Origin of the sequence: Flavobacterium movens (genome assembly GCF_039581425.1) — a bacterium.
In the GTDB taxonomy this organism is placed as follows: domain Bacteria; phylum Bacteroidota; class Bacteroidia; order Flavobacteriales; family Flavobacteriaceae; genus Flavobacterium; species Flavobacterium luteolum.
This window is the reverse complement of the sequence record NZ_JBCPXY010000003.1, coordinates 286,639-306,676: the sequence shown is the minus strand read 5'-3', so window position 1 is coordinate 306,676 and position 20,038 is coordinate 286,639. Positions and strand designations below refer to the sequence as shown.

Genomic DNA, 20,038 nt, shown 5'->3' with positions numbered 1-20,038 from the left:
AGTTTGTATAAAAAAAACGCCCTGATTATCAGAGCGTTTAAATGTGTTATTTTGTTATTGTTTGTTTTCTATCTGGTCCAACCGATACAATTTTGATTGGTACTTCGATTTCTTTTTCAATAAACTCAATATATTCTTTTAGCTCAATTGGTAATTGATCGTAAGATGTTAATCCAGTTAAATCTTGTTTCCATCCTTTAAATTCTTTGTAAACCGGAGTAACGTTTTCTGGTTCAATGTTATAAGGGAAGTGAGAAATGTTTTGTCCTTTGTAGTTGTACTCTGTACAAACTTTTAAAGTTTCAAAACCAGAAAGTACATCACCTTTCATCATCATTAACTGAGTAACTCCGTTAACTTGAACTGCATATTTTAAAGCAACAAGGTCTAACCATCCGCAACGTCTTTGTCTTCCTGTTACAGAACCAAATTCGTTACCCACTTTTGCCATTGTAGCACCAGCTTCGTCAAAAAGTTCAGTAGGGAAAGGTCCGCTACCTACACGTGTAACGTAAGCTTTAAAAATTCCGTAAACCTCTTTGATTTTGTTAGGAGCAATTCCTAAACCTGTACAAGCTCCAGCAGCAGTAGTATTTGATGAAGTAACGAAAGGATAAGTTCCGAAATCAACATCTAATAAAGATCCTTGAGCACCTTCGCAAAGAATAGATTTTCCAGCTTTTTGAGCTTGGTGCATGTATTCTTCACTGTCAATAAAATCTAATTTTTTAAGTTCTTCGATAGCTTCAAAGAATTCTTTTTCTAATTCAGCTAAATTGTATTGAATATTAACATCGTAAAAAGCAATCATCGCTTCGTGTTTGTCAGCCAATGCTCTGTAACGATCTTTGAAATCTTCTAATTCGATATCTCCAACACGTAAACCATTTCTACCCGTTTTGTCCATATAAGTTGGTCCAATTCCTTTAAGAGTAGAACCAATTTTTGCTTTTCCTTTTGAAGCTTCAGAAGCTGCATCAAGCAAACGGTGAGTAGGTAAAATTAAATGTGCTTTTCTAGAAATGATTAATTTCTTTTTGATGTCAAGGTTGAATTTCTCTAAACCTTCAATTTCTTTTTGAAAAACTACAGGATCAATTACAACACCATTTCCGATGATGTTTACTGAGTTTTTATGAAAAATTCCAGAAGGAATTGTTCTAAGTACGTGCTTAATTCCGTCAAATTCTAATGTATGTCCTGCATTTGGTCCTCCTTGAAAACGTGCAATAATATCATAATTTGAGGTAAGTACGTCAACAATTTTTCCTTTACCTTCATCTCCCCATTGTAATCCTAGTAATAAATCTACGGTCATTCTGTTTTAATTTGCGTTGGGACAATCTAAGTCGTCCTACTGATTATGTAGTTAATTTTCTTTTTTAATTTTTTGAAAAAGTCTGTTTAAAGACTATGAATTTGAATTTTGCTTTTTGTTTCCGTAGAAATAAAGCGAATGATTTGTGATTTCAATATCAAAAATTTCTTCGATCGTTTTTTTGATGGTTTGAATTCTTGGGTCGCAAAATTCAATTACCTCACCAGAATCTGTCATAATGATGTGATCGTGCTGTTTATCAAAATATGATTTTTCGTAGTAAGCCTGATTTTGCCCAAATTGATGTTTTCTAACCAAAGCGCAGTCCAACAATAACTCAATCGTGTTGTATAAAGTAGCTCTACTCACACGATAGTTTTTGTTTTTCATTTTGATGTATAGATTTTCTATATCAAAATGCTCCTCGCTATCGTAAATTTCCTGAAGTATAGCATAACGCTCAGGAGTTTTGCGATGCCCTTTTTGTTCAAGATATAGTGTAAAAACATTTTTTACAATTTCTTGATTCTTAGTGTTGTCAGTTGAAATAAGTGTCATATCCGGCAAAGATAATTTTTTATTTTTAATGAATAAAAGTTTCGGGTTTAAAGTTTCGTTACAAAATTCTTATAGTTTCCCTAAAAAGTTAGGTTCTATACTCTCTAGTAACCTTATCGACCCCGTCAATTTTCTTGATAGCGCTAATCATTTTTTTCAAAATCGTATTGTTTTTAACAATTACGGCAACCTGTCCGTGGAAAATTCCAGCATCGGTGCTTAGTGAAATACTCTGAATATTTACGCTCATATTGTTTGAAATTACCTTTGTCAATTGGTTGGTAAGTCCTAAAACGTCCATTCCTGTAATGTTGATAATGGCTTTGAATTCTTCTTGAGAAGAGTCAATCCATTTGGCGCTCATGATTCGGTAAGCATAATTAGACTGCATTCCAATTGCATTCGGACAATCTTTTTTATGCACTTTTATTCCTTCATTAATGGTAACAAAACCGAAAACATCATCACCAGGAATTGGGTTGCAGCATTGCGAAAGTTTATAGTCTAACTTGTCATGTTCGGTTCCAAAAACCAACATATCATAATTGCTGCTGATGACTGGTTTGTGAATGTCCTCGTCTGCAGTGTCTTTCGTTCGCTTAATTTTATTTTTGAAGAAATTGATAAACGAATTGCTTTTCTGCGCAGCATAATCTTTTAACTGCTGATTTTCAATCGCACCAATTCCAACTCTATAAAATAAATCTAAACTTGTTTTTAATTTAAAGAAGTTAACTAACTCGTTTGTAACTTGTTCGTTGAATGTTACTTTTAAATGTTTTAATTTTCTAACAAGTAATTCTTTTCCTTCTTCCGCAATTTTTTTGGTGTTCTCGTTAAGAACGTTTTTAATTTTATTTTTAGCTCTTGAAGTTGTTACATATTCTAACCAGTTTACAGTTGGCTTCTGGTTTGGAGAAGTAATTACTTCAACTTGATCACCACTTTTTAATTCGTAATTCAACGGCACTAGACGTCCATTTACACGAGTTCCACGTGTTTTAATTCCGATTTCAGAGTGAATGCTGAAAGCAAAATCAAGAGAAGTAGCGCCTTTTGGCAACGATTTGATTTCTCCTTTTGGCGTAAAGACGAAGATTTCTTTAGAATATAAATTCATTTTAAAATCTTCTACAAAATCAACCGCATTGGTTTCTGGATTTTCTAAAGCTTCGCGAAGAAGATTCAGCCAAGTATCCAGACCGCTTTCTTCTGTTGCGCCGTTTTTGTATTTATAGTGTGCTGCATATCCTTTTTCGGCGATTTCATCCATACGTTCGCTTCGAACCTGAACTTCCACCCAGCGTCCTTTTGGACCCATTACAGTAATGTGAAGCGCTTCGTAACCAGTCGATTTTGGAGATGAAATCCAGTCACGCAAACGGCTCGGGCTTGGTCTATAATGATCTGTTACGATAGAATATATTTTCCAGGCAATAAATTTTTCTTCATGCGGGTCGGCTTTGTATACAATTCTAAGTGCGAACTTATCGTAAACTTCATCGAAAGTTACGTTTTGAGCACGCATTTTTCGACGAATAGAATAAATCGATTTTGGGCGCCCTTTGATGATGTAATCTACACCTTCATTGTCTAAAGATTTTTTCAATACATCCGAAATATCTTTGATGTAAGCATCCTGCTCTTCTTTAGTTTCACGAATTTTACTTACGATATCGTCATAAACTGCAGGTTCAGTATATTTTAATCCTAAATCTTCTAATTTGGTTTTGATATTATACAATCCCAAACGGTGGGCAAGGGGAGCATAAATGTATAAAGTTTCAGATGCGATTTTGGTTTGTTTGTATTCCGCCATCGAATCCATTGTTTGCATATTATGAAGACGATCGGCAAGCTTAATTAAAATTACCCGAACATCGTCATTCAGCGTCAGAATCATTTTTCTGAAATTCTCAGCCTGCATTGAGGCATTCAAATCTTTTTGGACTAAAGATATTTTCGTAAGTCCTTCAACAAGCTGCGCCACTTTTGGGTTAAACAAACGCTCAATGTCTTCAACGGTCATTGGTGTATCTTCTACAACATCATGAAGTAAGGCCGCGGCGATAGAGGTCGCGCCCAGACCAATTTCTGAGGCAACAATTTTTGCAACTGCAATAGGATGAAAGATATAGGCTTCGCCCGATTTACGTCTCTGCTCTTTGTGAGCATCAACGGCAACATCAAAAGCTTTTCTAATTAATTTCTTGTCAGTAGGGCTTAAAGTTTGGTAACTTATTCGAAGTAATTCCTTGTATTCCTGCGCAATAGCTTTGTTTTCTTTTTCTATATCTATTTCTGTCATAACGGCATAGTTCAAGTACTAAAAATAAGAATTAGTTTGAACATACGCAAGGCCATATGATTGTAGATTTTAGAGTGTAGATTTTAGATTTTTGAAGAAATAAATTCCAAAAAGAACGAAGTGATTTTTAGAAAATCAAAAATCAAAAATCAAAAATCAAAACCCCCTCTGTCTTTTTGCTTCAAAAATTAAAATAGCGGCAGCAACAGAAACGTTCATGCTGTCAATTTCTCCTTGCATTGGGATAATGATATTTTGAGTTGCTTCGTCACGCCATTGCTGGGTTAAACCAGTAGCTTCTGTACCTACGACTAAAGCAGTTGGAGTAGTAAAGTTTTGTGTATGATATGAAGTTGAATTTTGTAAAGTTGCGCTATAGAAATTGATTTTTTTCTCTTTTAAAAATGCAATAATTTCTTCAGATGTTCCAGTTGCGATTTGATTGGTGAAAAGGCATCCTACGCTAGAACGAACAATATTCGGATTGTATAGATCACTTTTTGGATTGGCAATTAAAACAGCATCTAAATTGGCTGCATCGGCTGTACGTAAAACAGCACCGATATTACCTGGCTTTTCTAAAGATTCGACAACCAAAATTAATGGATTATCAGATAACTTTAAATCGGATAATTTTAAAGATTTGGTTTTTGCTACAGCTAAAATTCCTTCTGTAGTATCTCGATAAGCTAGTTTTTGGTATACTTCTTTATTAATTTCGATAAGCTGAAACGGATTCTGAATCAGTTTATTGATTTCTGATTCTGAAACTAATTCTGGTAAAAATAGAACAGTTTCGATTTCGTAGCCGCCTTTTATGGCTAATGAAATTTCGCGTTGTCCTTCAATCAAAAATGTGCCGGTTTGTTTTCTGGCTTTGGATTTTTCCTGAAGTAAAACCAAAGATTTGATAAACGGATTTTGAATTGAAGTGATTTGTTTCATTTTTTTTAAGCGACTAAGATTCTAAGGCGCTAAGGTACTGAGTTTTTTTCTTCTTGCAAGGTTTTTAAAACCTTGTAGGTATAGTAATAAAGTTTTTTTAGCCACGAATTACACGAATTTTCACAAATTTATTTTGATTACGTTCAATTATAATTCGTGAAAATTCGGGTAATTCGTGGCTAAAAACTATTTCTCGAAAATTTCTTTAATCTCAGTTTCTACAGGATGATCGGTTTTGAAATCATATCCCATCAATTTTGCTAACGTTTGAGCAAACTGTTTTTGATAAAGTTGAGAATTTGTCTTGATTTCGCCTTTTGGAGCAATTTCTGGTCCCATTGCGGCGAACCAAATTTCTGAAGCGCCAGGAACATCAGAACCATGATCGGTCCATTGCGCTTTTACTTTGTCTCCGCGTCCGTGATCGACTGTTATGAAAAGAGTTGTTTTGTTTTTGTATTGTGGATCATTTTGAACAAAATTCCAGATTTCCTGAATCCATTTATCGACTTGGTTTGCTGCGTCCAAATACGAACGGTATTGCGCATGATGTGCCCATTCGTCGGTTTCGCCATAAGCGATATAGAGTACTTTTGGCTTTTTATTTTTTAATTCATCCATTGCCTGATAATGCGTAAAAACATCTAGACATTCATCCATGTGAAATGGTTTGTAAGAGTTGTCACGCATCTCATTTAGTAAGTGTTGCGCCGCTGTTGGCTTATTTCCGCCTACTTTATCAAATGCTGAAATTACAGGAAATCCGCTTCTTTCTTCGTTTAAGATTCTGTCAAAAGCATCCCAAGCGCCAAAAGCGGCAACTTTTCCTTTTAGTTTAGACTGCTTATTTAAAAATTCCAAAACATTTACATTCGGATTGGCTTTGTAACCGTTTGAATTGACTTTTAAATCAACATTTCCAGTCATGATCTCGCTATAGCCAGGATAGCTAAACCAATAAGGATTAGCGACATCGACTTTGTTTCCTAAATCACGATTTCCATAAATCTGACCTTTACTAGCAATTTCAGACCAGAAAAAAGGCATTAGTTTTTTACGCGCTTCTTTTATATCGGCATTAGCATATTTTTTATAAATGTAAGCGCTGTCTCCCTGATTAAATTTTTTATCATTGGCAATTGCAGGATCTATTCCTTTAAAAACTTCTTGCCATCTAAAACCATCTGTCGTGATGATAATGATGTTTTCAGTTTTTTGGGCATTGCTTAGAAAGCTTATTAAAACAATCGGAATTAAAAATATTTTTTTCATTAGATTTTTATTTAATCACTTTACATTTAAAAACTTTTATAAAACTTTTCTATTTTGTTGGTTTCGCCCAAAACAAATTTGGATTATTTGTCTTGTAATTTATAGTTTTTACATTTGTTTTAGTATTCGTAGACTCTGTTTTTTGTGGAGTTTGCTCGATTCCGTCTAATGGCAATAGTTCAACATATGCAATTTCTTTTCCATCTTTCACGGTTTCAGTGTCATATTCACTGTAAACAGGAGTTTTTAGTCGGTATAAATTTTTAGCCATATAAGTTTCCAGATAGTATTCTTTAGTCTGCGTGGCTTTGTTATTCCAATTTGCTTCAGGATTTAAAATTAATGTTTTGCCGTTAATCAATCTTTCTCTTACTTCTTGAATTCCAAGTAATTCTCCTTTCTCATTCATGACATAAGCATCAAACGTAGGATCGATCCAAATCCATTTTTTAAATTCATTACTGTAGACCATGTTAATTACGTGACAATCATCAAAATCAGTTTCTTTTGGCATACAGGTAATATATCTTGATTTTATCCCCATAGCTAAATAACATTCATTAAGAATTGTTGCCATCATTCTACAATTAAGACCACGATTTTCGGTTTTGCATATTTTTATTAAATCGATTGCATTTTTTAGAGCTGGATTATAGCTGCTTCCATCATGTCTAATTATTTTATGCACCCAATGAAGTAAATTAAGAATTTGAGAAGTTTCACTTCCAGTTCCAGCAATTGAATCCAATTTTAAATCTTTTCTGATTTTCATTAGATTTGGATTATCCGCGGGTTGATAACTAAATTCAGGAATAAATCTATTATCTGAATAATTATATTTAGCTGCTTTTTTTAGTATTTCTAAACGAGATGTAGTGGCTTTATATTTGATTTGTGTATAAGCTTTTACAGAATCATTAAGTAAAATCACAAAATCGAATTGAGTATTTTTTTTAATCTTTATTGAAATCGAATCTTTATCAGTAATAAAAGTGACTCTTTGTCCTAGAGATGATGTTTCGTATACATCTGGATTAAGTTCCGGAGAAATGTTCCAAGATTGTTTTTTGTAGGTTTTACCATCTCTAATGTCAAGTTTTTTTGATATTGCTTTTATTGTTGGAATATTTTTTTGACCTATAGCTAGTTGTGCAAAAAAAGCAAAAAATACAATAAGAGTGATTTTTGATTTCATTATTTTGATTTTTGATTGATAATAGTATTTTGATTGAGATAGAACAAATTTGGGAATGAATAAACTATAAAATGCCTCTAGATTTAATCTCCAGATATTTATTGATGGCATCTAAAGTCAAATTTTCGGGTTGTGTAAGAACTGAATGGATTCCGTATTTCTTTAATTCATTCACAATTAAACGTTTTTCGAACATGAATTTCTCAGCAATAACTTTGTCGTACACTTCCTGAATTGTTCCTGTCTTTTTATTGATGATTGAATTCAGTTCTGTGTTTTGAAAGAAAACAACAACCAATAAATGACTTTTGGCAATTCCTTTTAAATAAGGCAATTGACGATTTAAGCCATCCATTGTTTCAAAATTGGTGTACAGAATTATTAAACTTCTCTGATTGATATTTTTCTTAATATCAACATACAATCTGCTATAATCACTTTCGAAGAAATCGGTTTTTATGTTGTATAAAGTTTCAAGGATTTTCTGCATCTGTGAACCTCTTCTTTCAGCAAAAACTCTATTTTCTACTTTTTTAGAAAAAGAAAAAAGTCCCGCTTTATCCTGTTTTTTCAAAATCACATTAGATAAAACCAAAGAAGAATTAATGGCATAATCCAATAAACTTAATCCGTCAAAAGGCATTTGCATTACGCGTCCTTTATCGATTGCCATGTAAACCGATTGTGACTTTTCGTCTTGAAATTGATTAACCATCAAGGAATTTCTTTTGGCTGTAGCTTTCCAGTTTAAAGTCCTTAAATCGTCGCCTTGAACATATTCTTTGATCTGTTCAAACTCCATTGTATGACCAATACGGCGTATTTTTTTAATTCCGTATTGAAATAGATTATTCGAAAAAGCAATTAAATCGTATTTTCTTAGCTGAATATAAGATGGATATGTTGGAACCATTTGACCATTATCGAAAATAAATCTTCTGGAAATCAATCTTAATGGAGATGAAACATAAATATTCAAAGAGCCAAAATGGTATTCTCCACGTTCTGTTGGACGAAGATCATAACCAATTTCTTTTTGTGTTGCCGCTTTTATTGTTTTTACAATTTTAAAATCGCGAACCTGAAATTGAAACGGAATCTCATCAATAATTTTAGCCGAAACAGGAAAAGTATAATGGTTTTTTAAATTAATTCTTATCGGATTTAAATCTCCATTTGATAGTTTTTCGGGCGTAATTCTTTCAGCTTCAAGTCCTGTTCTTGCTAAATATAAAAGTAAAATATCAAGTCCCAAAAAAGTAATTAAACCTAGAACTAGTAGCCAAACTGCATGATACATAGTCGGAAAAATAAAAGCGCAGACAAACAATCCTATAATACCAATCAGTATATAGAAAAAGAAATTGTTCAGATATAGACTTTTTATGAATTTCATTTTTTTAGTTTTCGGTCTCAGTTTTCAGTCTCAATTTTCGGTCTCAGAATTACTGTAAACTGAGACTGCGACTGAAAACTAAAACTATCTTGGTATTTCCACCGTTTCAATAATCTGTTTAATAATTTCAGAACTCGTAATCCCTTCCATTTCGCGTTCTGGTGCTACAATAACACGGTGCTGTAAAACAGGAATTGCGGCTTCTTTAATATCTTCTGGCGTAACAAAATCGCGTCCGCGGATTGCAGCAAAACCTTTTGAAGCATTTAAAATTGCGATTGAAGCACGAGGCGAAGCTCCTAAATATAAAAAGGCATTTTCACGTGTGTTTACCACAATTCTGGCAATGTATTCTAACAGATTTTGTTCAACTCTAATTTGTTTTACCAAACCTTGGTATTCTTTGATTTCTTCAGCAGAAAGAATCGTTTTTATCGCATCCAATTTTCCGTGATCTTGCAACGTATGTTCTCTCTGAATGATTAAAATCTCTTCGTTTAATTTTGGATAATCAATGGTGATTTTAAAAAGAAAACGATCCAATTGCGCTTCTGGCAAACGATACGTTCCTTCTTGTTCAATTGGATTTTGAGTAGCAATAACCAAAAACGGTGCATCTAACTGATAAGCAGAACCATCAATTGTAATTTGGCGCTCTTCCATAACTTCAAAAAGTGCAGCTTGTGTTTTTGCTGGTGCACGATTAATCTCATCGATTAAAATCAGATTAGAGAAAATAGGTCCTTTTTTGAATTCGAATTCTGAGCTTTTTAGGTTAAAAATAGAAGTTCCTAAGATATCAGACGGCATTAGATCGGGAGTAAACTGAATTCTGCTGAAACCGATATTTAAGGTTTTAGCCAATAATTTTGCTGTTATTGTTTTGGCAACTCCAGGGACACCTTCTAAAAGTACGTGACCGTTTGACAAAATTGCAACCAAAAGCTGATCAACCATTTTGTGCTGTCCTACAATTACTGTTTCGATCTCTTTTTTGATTGTATTTACGTGATCTAAAAGTGGTCCTAAATTAATTCTCGTTTCAAAATTCACATTTTCATTTGTGATTTCTCCTGATGTTGTATTGATATCGTCCATAATTTGGTCAGTTATTTTATGTTTTTTTGCGACAGATTAAAATGATTAGCGCAGATTATTTTTTATAAAATCATTTTAATTCTTTTAATCTGTAGCTAAATAAATTAATGTAAAATCTTCTCTATTGCTGTGTTTATTTTAATCAAATCTTCTTCAAGACTTCCGTGATAGCTATTTCTGTGATCATTGATTAGCTGAATCACATCGCGTATATCTTTTTCGTCTTTCCCTGTTTTATAATGCAATTTGGTTATAAAATCTTCATCGAGTTTGGTGGTATCAAGCAGATAATCGGTTCTAATTTTTTCTAAAAAGTAGATAATCTTTTTATCAATAATATTAGTATGATCTCCTTCTTGATAATATAAATTCCCAATAGTTTTGGTAAAATCAACCGTTAAATTCTGCAATGGTTTTATGATAGGCACAATACGCTGTTTACGTTTTGCATTAAAAATCATAAAAATCAAAATTCCGATTAAGCCTAAATACCAAGCCGATTTTAAAGCGGGCTGACTCCAAATATAACGGAGCGGAGAAGTTGAAATTCGCTTATCGTTAAAAGGTTTATTGTACCAGAATATATTTCCTTTCGGAATATAAGAAAGTACATTATCTGCATATTGATAATGATCTTTTTTTAGCAGATTATAATTGGTAAATGCCACTGGCTGCGTATGCAGATAGAGATAACCATTTTTATAAGGAACTTCTATAAAATTGACCTGTTTTTCTTTTTTACGATTGATTTGATATCCTAAAACTTTTGTATTTAAAGTATCTATTTTAGAAAAATAATCACTTAATCCAGTATTTAAAGTATATTTTTTTGCGCTAACTTTTTTGTTTGCCATCCAAGTCGAAATACTGTCATTGGGCATAAAATCGGTTTTTAGCTCAATTTTTAAAGAATCAAGCAGCGTTTTCGGAAACACTTTCATGCTTAAAAATGCGTTATTTCCGTGCGAAACAAAATATAGAATTTCTTTCATCGAACCTTCGTCAATATTATCGGCTTCAGAAATATTCATGAAAGTACCTTTAATTCTATAAGATTCTACGTTTTCTCTATCATCATATTTAGAATCGAAATATTCGTAAGGAGTCTGTGTCGAAATTCTTTCCACTTTTTGTTTAAAAAGACCTTCGACTTCTTGATCGAAAACGTACAATCCGAACGGGATTTTATCTTCAACAGAATAAGTTGGAGTCCAGTCAATAGGTTTTGGCTGTCCTTTGTCTACAAGTAATGTTATTCCGAAAATTAAAACCAGAATAGCAATGTATATTTTAACTTTATTATCCATTGCCAAAGGTTTTTAGTGCTTTTTTAAATCTGTTTTCAGTCTTTCTAAACGTTGCATCGTCAATTTCAAATTCGCCGTACCAAATATAATTGTACAGATAAGAAAGATAGGTAAACTCTTCTTTATGCGCAGGGTTGTAAAGTTCATACAAATAATCGGAATTGGTTTTTTCGATATCCCATTCAATATAATGATGCTGTGCCATTACTTTTAAAAGCCATAAATAATAATAGCGTACAGCGATTCTTTTTTCTCCAGCCTCGATGCTTTCTTTAATGAGTTTTTCAAAATCTAAAAGATGGATATTTTTCTCTGCATCAGAATAAAACAATGCTCTTTTATTGGCATTTTTCCCAAAAATCCACCTTCCTTCTTGGTTGGTTAAAGCTCTGACAATAAAATAAATTAGGACGATAACGACCAGAACAGCGATTATCCTAAAAAGGATAGAAACAAAATTGAGAGACGTTTTTACACTACTGAAATTAAAGAAATTAAAAATTTGTCTGGCTAACCAATGTTTGAAATGATCCCACCAGCTTTTTTCGGGAGCTTTGTATTCGTAGACAAAATCTTTATCAGTATATTTTTTTTTGAAATCCTTTTCAAAATGTCTAATCTGTATATTGCTAGAATCTATCTTGATGTCTTTTTCGGTATATTTAATTCCGCTAATTTTTGGAGGATCTTGAGGTATGATAATAGTATCCTGGGCCTGAGAAATACTGCAGCAAAAAAGAAAAGATAAAATAAAAAATAATCTTGTCATTACTTGGTCTTAAAGTTTTTCGGCGGTTAAAGAGTGAACTTTTTTGTGTACAATAAAAGGGTATATCAAGTAATAGAACGAAATTATTGCAAGCGTCACTAAGATAATAAAACTGCTTAGCCAATTGGGCATATCGATAGAATATCGTGTAATAAAACCTTCTAAAAAACCAGCGCTTATGGTAAAAGGGAATGTGCTTAAGAATATTTTAAAGCTGTTTTTGAAACCAATTTTAAAAGAATTCATTCTCGAAAAAGTTTTTGGAAATAGGATAGAAGCGCCTAAAATAAATCCAGCGGTTGTTTCGATTACAATGGCAAAAATTTCCATAGAACCATGAATCCAGATTCCTCGCACACTTTTCCAAAAAACGCCCTGTTCGTAGAAAAAATATTGAAAAGAACCCAGCATAATGCAGTTTTGAAGGAAAACATTAAAAGTTCCGATTCCTGCAAAAATACCATAGAAATAACATCTGGCACCTACAAAAAGATTATTTACCGTAATACCAATAAAGCTTCCCCAATTACTTCCCGAACCATATACGGCCATCGGATTGCCTTTTTTGATGTTTTCTAAAGTCATATTTACGTATTCGTCGCCTAAAATAAGACGTACAAAATCACGGTCATAACGCGCAGAAAGAACTCCGATTGAAACCGTAACAAAAAATAAAACAAAGGCATAAACCAAATATCTTCTGTATTCGTAAACCAATAAAGGAACTTCGATTTTAAAGAAATCTATTAAGCGATTTTGGTCAGTACGTTTGGTTTTGTAAATCTTCTGATAAATCTGAGAGGCAAGATGATTGAGGTAGACAACCGTTTTACTTTTAGGGTAATACGTTTGAGCATACGACAAATCATTCATCATTTGAATGTACAAATTAGCTAATTCATCAGGATTTTTTTTAGCTTTACCAAAAATTGCCAGCTCAAACTCGAGCCATTTTTCTCTGTTTTGTTTTATAAAGGCGATTTCTCTCATTGCAGGCTAAAATATGAAATATGTCAGAATTATCTATTAATACGACACAAAATGTCAAAATAAATTTTATAGCGGCTTCGGTAGGCGAAAGGCTAGGAGCTTTTTTTATTGATTTGTTTATCATAATCTGTTATATAACAGCACTTTCTATTGTTCTTTTTGACTGGTTACAGTTAGATAGATTGATGGTTAATTTGGATGGATGGTCACGTGGCGCGATTTTTTTATTGCTCTATTCACCAGTTATAGTTTACTCTTTGGTTTTAGAAAGTGTTTTTGAAGGCCAGTCACTTGGCAAAAAAATAGTAAAAATTAAAGTCGTAAAAATTGATGGTTATCAGGCCAGTTTTGGAGATTATTTAATTCGCTGGTTTTTTAGAGTGATAGATTTTCTTACCTTTTTTGGACTTCCCGGACTTATCTCAGTTATTACAAGTCAGAAATCGCAAAGATTGGGCGATATGGCGGCGGGAACAGCTGTTATAACGTTGAAAAATAGAATTAATATCAGCCATACTATTTTAGAAGAAATCGGAGAAGCTTATGTTCCAACTTATCCTTTGGTAATTAAGCTTTCAGACAATGATATGCGTATTATAAAAGAAACTTTTCAAAAAGCAACCGCTAAAAACGATCATGAAATTATTTACAAACTCGTTGCTAAGATCGAAAGTGTCGCGGGGATTAAAAATCAATCAGGAAACAATAGCGATTTTATTAGGGTAATTTTAAAAGATTATAATTTTTACACACAAAACATGTGATTTTTTTCTTTGAATAATTAATGGTTTTTTCTGGTTTTTACTGATAATTGTTTAATATTTATTCGTAAATTTATATATACATAATTAATTCATAAAATTTCCAATCCAATGAAAATTACAAAGCCATTTTTATTCTTATTAGTATTACTGTCTGCTTTTGTGAGTTTTGCTCAAAGCGGAAAAAAATTAGATAAAATTATAAAAAGAGATTATCAGATTATTGAATGTACCGTTTTAAAAATGTCTGATAAAACAGTTGAATATTCGCTTCCTGGCGAGACGGTTCAAATCTCGTTAGATGTTTCCCAAATTGCCAAAATTGATTTTGCAAGCGGAAGGTCTCAAACCTTTGATGTTTCTGCAGATGCAAGCAGTGCTTCTCAGAGTTCCTCTCAAAGTATTGCAAGTGCAGATATGAAGCACAATACAATTGCAGTATTGCCAGTTCCTTATGTAAATGCAGATAATCAGCAAGGTTCTGAGGATATGGCAAAATTTGCTCAAAACGATTTATACAATAAATTGTTAGACAAATCTTCGAACATTTTTCCGTTAACAGTTCAGGATTTAAGAACAACAAATAGCTTACTGCACAAAGCAGGAATAGACCACACTAACATTGACGAAACGCCAATTGAGGATCTAGAAAAAATATTAGGAGTAGACAATATTGTTGCCGCAAAAGTTTCATACACAATTGGAACAGGTACTACAGCTACTACTTATAATAGCGGAAATGCAAAAGTGAGCAATAACAACAAAAAAGTAACTACAAACGACATTTCTACGACAACGGCAAACAATCAGACGTATTACTACTATACGGTTTATTTTGATATGTATAGAAATACTGATAAAATCTACTCGCAAACCCGCAAGCCATTCTTGGCAGTAAAAGACGGTTGGATGGATTCGATTACGTATTTGCTAAAAAGAAGTCCGATTTACGTAAAAAAATAAGGAATGTTTTATGAGTGAGAGTTGTTAAGATTATTCGTTACAACTTTGTAACTTTGACCCTTTGCATCTTTGTAACTCAAAAAAAATGTTTCACTTACTTGATATTATTGGGACAATGGCATTTGCAATGTCAGGCGCCTTGACCGCAATGCACAAAAAACTCGATCCGTTTGGGGTTTTTATCATTGCATTTGTTACTGCCGTTGGAGGCGGAACACTTCGTGATGTCTTGATCGGAAGAACTCCTGTTGGCTGGATGCGCGACATGCAATATGTGTATGTGATCATTTTAGGTTTTTTTTTAGCAATTCTTTTTAGAAAAAGTTTCGATAAACTTCGAACCTCATTGTTTCTTTTTGATACAATTGGGCTCGGAGTTTTTACTTTGATAGGTCTTGAAAGAGGAATTGTAACAGGTCTTCATCCTGCAATTTGTATTGCATTGGGAACAATGACGGCTTGTTTTGGCGGTGTAATTCGAGATATTTTATGTAACGAAATTCCAAACGTTTTTAGAGAGGAAATTTACGCAACGATCTGTATTTTTGGAGGAATTGTATTTTTTGGACTGCGAAAACTAAACTTAAACGATGATATATTGTACTTGGTTACTTCGCTGGTTATTATTATCATCAGGTTAATGGCGGTTAAATACAAATGGCATTTAAAAGCATTTGATCATAAGTAGACATGAAATATACCATAAAGAAGTATTCTCAAGACGATTATTCAATTTGGAACGATTTTGTTGCCCAAGCTAAAAATGCTACATTTTTGTTTCATCGCGATTTTATGGAATATCACAAAGATCGTTTTGAAGATTTTTCTCTTTTAGTTTTCGAAGAAGAAAAATTGCGAGCTGTCTTACCAGCCAATAAAAAAGAAAATGCCGTTTATTCGCATCAAGGGCTTACTTATGGAGGTTTGGTTTATTTGCCAAAATTGAAAGCTGCAAAAGTTGAATTAATTTTAGATGAAATTTTACTTTTTCTAAAAGAGAACAAAATCGATACTTTTTATTATAAACCGATTCCAGATTTTTATTTTTCTGAAGGAAACGCAGCAATAGACTTTTTCCTAATGAAAAGAGGAGCAGTTTTAGAACGAAAAGAAATGAATCTGGCAGTTAATCTAACTGTTCCTCTAAAGATTTCTAAAAGCAAAATGAAGCACTTTAGAAGAATTGAAAATTTGGATTTAGATATTTTCGAAGAAGAAAATTTTGATCCTTTTTGGGAAAAAATTCTGAAACCAAGATTAGTAGAAAGATTTAATACAAAACCAGTGCATTCCAAAGAAGAAATAGGGCTTTTAAAATCTAAATTCCCCCAAAATATTAGACAATATTCTGCTTACAGAAATGATGAAATTATAGCAGGAATAACGATTTTTGAAACCAAAAATGTTGTAAAATCGCAATATGGTGCCACTTCAAAAATTGGAGAAGAATTTAGAGCATTAGACTTTTTATTCATTAATCTGATTCATAAATATAAACGAAAAGGAAAGCATTTTTTTGATATGGGAATTGTGGATGATGAGAATGAATCAGGTTATAATTTGGGACTTTTGGCACAGAAAGAAGAATTAGGCTGTACGGTCTATAATCAGGATTTTTATAAAATAGAAATAAAGTGATACCATTTTTAGACCTAAAAAAGATAAACGAACCGTATGAAACTGCATTTCAGGAAAAACTGAAACTGGTTTTAGAAAACGGTTGGTATGTTTTAGGAAAAGAAGTGGAAACATTTGAAAGAGCCTTTGCAGAATACTGCCGATCAAAATATTGCATCGGAGTAGGAAATGGTTTTGATGCTTTGGTTCTTATTTTTAAAGGTTATATCGAACTCGGAAAACTCAAAAAAGGCGATGAGGTTATCGTTCCTGCAAATACATATATTGCAAGTATTTTTGCTATTTTACAAGCCGATTTGATTCCGGTTTTGGTTGAGCCTAGATTAGAAACCTACAACATAAATCCAGATTTAATTCAGGAAAAAATCACACCAAAAACAAAAGCGATTTTAGCAGTTCATTTGTACGGGCAATTATCGGAAATGGACAAAATAAGTGAAATTGCGAATAATAACAATCTTTTAATAATTGAAGATGCTGCGCAATCTCATGGCATAGAAAAGAATCTAAAACCTAAAACCTACAATCTAAAATCGGCATCGGCGTACAGCTTTTACCCAGGAAAGAATTTGGGTTGTTTAGGCGACGGCGGAGCAGTTACAACAAATGACGAGCAATTGGCAAAAGTGCTTTTTTCGCTTCGTAATTACGGTTCAGAAAAAAAATATTATAACGAATATATTGGGGTAAATTCTAGACTTGACGAATTGCAAGCTGGATTTCTAAATCTTAAACTGCCAAATTTAGATTCTGATAATGAAAAGCGAAGAGTAGTTGCAAAACGTTATCTGTATGAAATTAAAAACAGTAAAATTGTATTGCCGTTTTGGGATTTTTCCAATAATCATGTTTTTCATTTGTTTGTTGTTCGAACAGAAAATAGAGAAAAGTTGCAAGAGTATTTAGCTAAAAACAATATCCAAACCGTAATTCATTATCCGATTCCGCCGCATCAGCAAAAAGCTTTTTCTTCCAAAAGCTTGGAATGGAATAATGTATCATTTCCGATTACGGAAAAGATTCATAAAGAAGTTTTAAGTCTGCCAATGAGTCCAGTTTTGACTGAATCTGAAGTGGATTATATTATTAAAACTTTAAACGAATACTAATTGAATTTCTATAGAAAAATAATTCAAACGAGTTTGTTTAAGATTGCTTCTTTAAACAGCTTTAGCGTTGTTTTAAAAATCGGAATTGGTTTAATTACTTCGAAAATATTAGCGATTTTTGTTGGACCAAGTGGAATGGCTTTGATCGGAAATCTGCGTAATTTTTTGACTTCATTAGAAAGTATTTCAACTTTAGGGTTTCAGAACGGAATTGTAAAATACACCGCTGAAAATGAAAAAAATAAAAGCGAACTTCAAAAAATAGTTTCTACGGTTTTTATTACTTTGATAGGAATTGGACTTTTTTTAAGTTGTATTTTGTTTTTTACAGCTTCGTATTGGAACGAAAAAATATTTGGGAATAATACGGAATATTTAATTGTTTTTAAAATTTTAGCATTTGTATTACCAACTTATGGACTTTCTATTTTTTTTATTTCTGTAATTAATGGTTTGGGCAGATTTAAAAAAGTAATTACAATCAATATTATTGGAAACATTGTTGGTTTATTGACTTCTATTTTTCTGATTTTGCAGTTCAAAACGACGGGAGCTCTGCTGGCAATTGTAATTGCGCCGGCTTTGCTGTTTTTTATTACTTTTTATTTGGTTCAAAAAGAGATTCAGTTTCTGCAATTCATAAAATTAAAAGCATTCAATTTTAATGTATTGAAAAATCTTTTTTCTTATTCTCTAATGGTATTGGTTTCCTCTGTTTTAGGACCTTTTGTTTTTCTCGCAATACGAAATCATATTATTCATGATTTAGGAATCGAACAGGCGGGATATTGGGAAACTATGATGAGAATTTCGACTTATTATTTAATGTTTGCCAGTACGATTTTGAGTGTTTATTTTCTTCCAAAATTATCTAAAGCTCAAAATGATTTAGAAACCAAAAATATCTTTTTGCAGTATTATAAATTTATACTTCCAATTTTTGTTTTGGGCTTAACGTTGCTTTATTTTACTAGAATTTTTATAGTTCAATTGCTTTTTACTAAAGAATTTTTACCTGTATCCAATTTGTTTTTTTGGCAGCTTTTAGGAGATGTTTTCAAAGTTTGCGCTCTAATTTTGGGTTTTCAGTTTTTTGCTAAAAAAATGACTTCAGCCTTTATCATTGCCGAGTTATTTTCGTTTTCGGTTTTATATTTTGCCAGTTTGTATTTTATCAAAATCTTTCAAATCGAGGGTGTTGTAATCGCTTATGCTTTCGATAATTTGGTTTATCTCTTGGTTTTGACGTTTTATTTTAGAAAAATTCTATTCTAATTTTCATTCCACTTTAGAATATATTTTTCTGCAATTTTCTTATAGTGATGATACTCTTCTATAAAAGCTTTCGCACGTTTTCCTATGGCAGTGATTTCTTCTGGATTTTCAATTAAAAAAGACAACTCATTTACTAGATAATCTACATCTGGAATGGCGTTTATGCACACTTTTTCAGAAAGATTATATCGTGCGGTAAATTCTTTTTCGGCGCCTGTAAAAACTACTTTCCCTTTTGCCATTGCTTCAAGTGCATTATAGCCTTGATCGTACGCATAAATTTGATCCAATAAAATATGACAGCTGTTGTACAAATTAATATACTCGGCATAAGGAACGCTTCGTACCGTTATAATTTCGACTTTTGAAGTATATTCTTGCTCGATTATTTCTAACGCTTTTTCAAAATAATCATTTCCTTTTTTTAGATAATTCTCAGTATTGATTCCGTGAAAAATGACAATTTTATCAGTAATATTTAGTGGCTCAAAAAGAAGTTTATCAATATTAATTGGATTCGGAATCATTCCTAAATATTTCTCATTGCTTTGTAATGGAAGGTGATAATCTAAATCTGTAGCGATAATTCCACGAATGTTTTTATAGATAAACTGATGCAGTTTGAAAAAAGCTTTTTCTCGGAATTTTAAAACATTTCCAAAAGATTTTTTATCAATTTTATGATTAAGATATAACGGAATTACAGATTTAAAATCAGGATTTTCAAAACAATATTTCACATTCAAATAATCGTAACCTGTACTTAAAAGAAATAGTTCCTGGTTATTTTTTAAGAGGTTTGAAATGATTTTTTTTTCAAAATAATAAGTGCAATAAAAGCTGTTTTCGTTAATCAGCTGTACAACATCAAAACCAGAACATTGTTTTTCGAATTTTAAAAATTGCCTAAAAGTCAGATAAGAACTAATATCGAATCCAGAGATTTTATAAACTGCAATTTTTACTTTTTTCAGAAAGCCAGAATCCCATTTTTTTTGAATAGGAAAATCAACAGGAAAATTTTTAAAACCGTCATTGTGACCGATTATAAAAACTTCATGTCCTAAAGCCTGCAAACCATCTTTTAAAGAATTGTGCAAATGGCTGTATTCGCCTACCAGTAAAACTTTCATTTA

General features: G+C 32.4%; 18 protein-coding genes. 6 read left to right on the top strand and 12 right to left on the bottom strand.

The annotated features are described in order from the left end of the window. Positions 1-46 precede the first annotated feature (46 nt). The 11 genes from AAYQ05_RS07665 to AAYQ05_RS07615 form a co-directional block, all read right to left on the bottom strand. Positions 47-1,318, bottom strand: coding sequence for an adenylosuccinate synthase (locus tag AAYQ05_RS07665; RefSeq protein WP_343542367.1), 1,272 nt, complete (start codon positions 1,316-1,318; stop codon positions 47-49). 93 nt (positions 1,319-1,411) lie between these two features. Continuing rightward, positions 1,412-1,876 carry a Fur family transcriptional regulator gene (locus AAYQ05_RS07660; protein WP_008462215.1) on the bottom strand — a complete coding sequence of 155 codons (465 nt, stop codon included), beginning with the start codon at positions 1,874-1,876 and terminating at the stop codon, positions 1,412-1,414. 88 nt (positions 1,877-1,964) lie between these two features. Continuing rightward, a complete protein-coding gene (locus AAYQ05_RS07655; protein WP_177210429.1) occupies positions 1,965-4,184 on the bottom strand; it encodes a RelA/SpoT family protein in 2,220 nt (739 codons plus the stop codon). Between the two features lie 156 nt (positions 4,185-4,340). Beyond that, positions 4,341-5,129 carry a TrmH family RNA methyltransferase gene (locus AAYQ05_RS07650; protein WP_343542364.1) on the bottom strand — a complete coding sequence of 263 codons (789 nt, stop codon included), beginning with the start codon at positions 5,127-5,129 and terminating at the stop codon, positions 4,341-4,343. A 186-nt stretch (positions 5,130-5,315) separates the two neighbouring features. Then, positions 5,316-6,401, bottom strand: coding sequence for a phosphoglyceromutase (locus AAYQ05_RS07645; protein ID WP_343542361.1), 1,086 nt, complete (start codon positions 6,399-6,401; stop codon positions 5,316-5,318). Between the two features lie 49 nt (positions 6,402-6,450). Beyond that, positions 6,451-7,596, bottom strand: coding sequence for a transglutaminase domain-containing protein (locus AAYQ05_RS07640; protein ID WP_343542359.1), 1,146 nt, complete (start codon positions 7,594-7,596; stop codon positions 6,451-6,453). 64 nt (positions 7,597-7,660) lie between these two features. Then, the gene (locus AAYQ05_RS07635) at positions 7,661-8,992 is read right to left on the bottom strand and encodes a DUF58 domain-containing protein (RefSeq protein ID WP_343542357.1); all 1,332 of its coding nucleotides are present in this window, start codon (positions 8,990-8,992) and stop codon (positions 7,661-7,663) included. An 84-nt stretch (positions 8,993-9,076) separates the two neighbouring features. Next, entirely contained in the window at positions 9,077-10,090 is a 1,014-nt protein-coding gene (locus tag AAYQ05_RS07630) for an AAA family ATPase (RefSeq protein ID WP_177210425.1), read from the bottom strand. 104 nt (positions 10,091-10,194) lie between these two features. Continuing rightward, entirely contained in the window at positions 10,195-11,397 is a 1,203-nt protein-coding gene (locus tag AAYQ05_RS07625) for a DUF4350 family protein (RefSeq protein WP_343542355.1), read from the bottom strand. Next, positions 11,390-12,166 (bottom strand): DUF4129 domain-containing protein, encoded by a 777-nt coding sequence (locus tag AAYQ05_RS07620; RefSeq protein WP_343542353.1) that lies wholly within the window; start codon positions 12,164-12,166, stop codon positions 11,390-11,392. Before AAYQ05_RS07620 ends, AAYQ05_RS07625 begins: the two co-directional genes overlap by 8 nt. Before the next feature lie 9 nt (positions 12,167-12,175). Continuing rightward, positions 12,176-13,156, bottom strand: coding sequence for a stage II sporulation protein M (locus AAYQ05_RS07615; RefSeq protein ID WP_281631782.1), 981 nt, complete (start codon positions 13,154-13,156; stop codon positions 12,176-12,178). 20 nt (positions 13,157-13,176) lie between these two features. Here AAYQ05_RS07615 and AAYQ05_RS07610 point away from each other — a divergent pair, with 20 nt between their 5' ends. The 6 genes from AAYQ05_RS07610 to AAYQ05_RS07585 all read left to right on the top strand — a co-directional run bounded on the left by AAYQ05_RS07610 (position 13,177) and on the right by AAYQ05_RS07585 (position 18,902). Beyond that, positions 13,177-13,920, top strand: a complete 744-nt coding sequence (locus AAYQ05_RS07610; RefSeq protein WP_343542351.1) for an RDD family protein — start codon at positions 13,177-13,179, stop codon at positions 13,918-13,920. A 108-nt stretch (positions 13,921-14,028) separates the two neighbouring features. Further along, positions 14,029-14,880 carry a hypothetical protein gene (locus AAYQ05_RS07605; RefSeq protein WP_343542349.1) on the top strand — a complete coding sequence of 284 codons (852 nt, stop codon included), beginning with the start codon at positions 14,029-14,031 and terminating at the stop codon, positions 14,878-14,880. An 85-nt stretch (positions 14,881-14,965) separates the two neighbouring features. Further along, complete coding sequence (locus AAYQ05_RS07600) at positions 14,966-15,568, top strand: trimeric intracellular cation channel family protein (RefSeq protein ID WP_281631785.1); 603 nt, start codon at positions 14,966-14,968, stop codon at positions 15,566-15,568. A 2-nt stretch (positions 15,569-15,570) separates the two neighbouring features. Further along, a complete protein-coding gene (locus tag AAYQ05_RS07595; protein WP_343542346.1) occupies positions 15,571-16,518 on the top strand; it encodes a GNAT family N-acetyltransferase in 948 nt (315 codons plus the stop codon). After that, a complete protein-coding gene (locus tag AAYQ05_RS07590) occupies positions 16,515-17,627 on the top strand; it encodes a DegT/DnrJ/EryC1/StrS family aminotransferase (RefSeq protein WP_343542344.1) in 1,113 nt (370 codons plus the stop codon). The genes AAYQ05_RS07595 and AAYQ05_RS07590 overlap by 4 nt, the downstream gene beginning before the upstream one ends. After that, on the top strand, positions 17,628-18,902 hold the full coding sequence (locus AAYQ05_RS07585; RefSeq protein WP_343542341.1) for an O-antigen translocase: 1,275 nt from the start codon (positions 17,628-17,630) through the stop codon (positions 18,900-18,902). It abuts the gene before it with no gap. Here the strand turns inward: AAYQ05_RS07585 and AAYQ05_RS07580 are convergent. Then, positions 18,899-20,035: a glycosyltransferase gene (locus AAYQ05_RS07580; RefSeq protein ID WP_343542340.1), complete on the bottom strand. Its 1,137-nt coding sequence runs from the start codon at positions 20,033-20,035 to the stop codon at positions 18,899-18,901. The genes AAYQ05_RS07585 and AAYQ05_RS07580 overlap by 4 nt on opposite strands. Positions 20,036-20,038: the final 3 nt, after the last annotated feature.

Bases quoted from the DNA above. Each gene is read 5' to 3' on its own strand.
- AAYQ05_RS07665 (WP_343542367.1), bottom strand. From the start codon at position 1,318: ATGACCGTAGATTTATTACTAGGATTACAATGGGGAGATGAAGGTAAA.
- AAYQ05_RS07660 (WP_008462215.1), bottom strand. From the start codon at position 1,876: ATGACACTTATTTCAACTGACAACACTAAGAATCAAGAAATTGTAAAA.
- AAYQ05_RS07655 (WP_177210429.1), bottom strand. From the start codon at position 4,184: ATGACAGAAATAGATATAGAAAAAGAAAACAAAGCTATTGCGCAGGAA.
- AAYQ05_RS07650 (WP_343542364.1), bottom strand. From the start codon at position 5,129: ATGAAACAAATCACTTCAATTCAAAATCCGTTTATCAAATCTTTGGTT.
- AAYQ05_RS07645 (WP_343542361.1), bottom strand. From the start codon at position 6,401: ATGAAAAAAATATTTTTAATTCCGATTGTTTTAATAAGCTTTCTAAGC.
- AAYQ05_RS07640 (WP_343542359.1), bottom strand. From the start codon at position 7,596: ATGAAATCAAAAATCACTCTTATTGTATTTTTTGCTTTTTTTGCACAA.
- AAYQ05_RS07635 (WP_343542357.1), bottom strand. From the start codon at position 8,992: ATGAAATTCATAAAAAGTCTATATCTGAACAATTTCTTTTTCTATATA.
- AAYQ05_RS07630 (WP_177210425.1), bottom strand. From the start codon at position 10,090: ATGGACGATATCAATACAACATCAGGAGAAATCACAAATGAAAATGTG.
- AAYQ05_RS07625 (WP_343542355.1), bottom strand. From the start codon at position 11,397: ATGGATAATAAAGTTAAAATATACATTGCTATTCTGGTTTTAATTTTC.
- AAYQ05_RS07620 (WP_343542353.1), bottom strand. From the start codon at position 12,166: ATGACAAGATTATTTTTTATTTTATCTTTTCTTTTTTGCTGCAGTATT.
- AAYQ05_RS07615 (WP_281631782.1), bottom strand. From the start codon at position 13,156: ATGAGAGAAATCGCCTTTATAAAACAAAACAGAGAAAAATGGCTCGAG.
- AAYQ05_RS07610 (WP_343542351.1), top strand. From the start codon at position 13,177: ATGTCAGAATTATCTATTAATACGACACAAAATGTCAAAATAAATTTT.
- AAYQ05_RS07605 (WP_343542349.1), top strand. From the start codon at position 14,029: ATGAAAATTACAAAGCCATTTTTATTCTTATTAGTATTACTGTCTGCT.
- AAYQ05_RS07600 (WP_281631785.1), top strand. From the start codon at position 14,966: ATGTTTCACTTACTTGATATTATTGGGACAATGGCATTTGCAATGTCA.
- AAYQ05_RS07595 (WP_343542346.1), top strand. From the start codon at position 15,571: ATGAAATATACCATAAAGAAGTATTCTCAAGACGATTATTCAATTTGG.
- AAYQ05_RS07580 (WP_343542340.1), bottom strand. From the start codon at position 20,035: ATGAAAGTTTTACTGGTAGGCGAATACAGCCATTTGCACAATTCTTTA.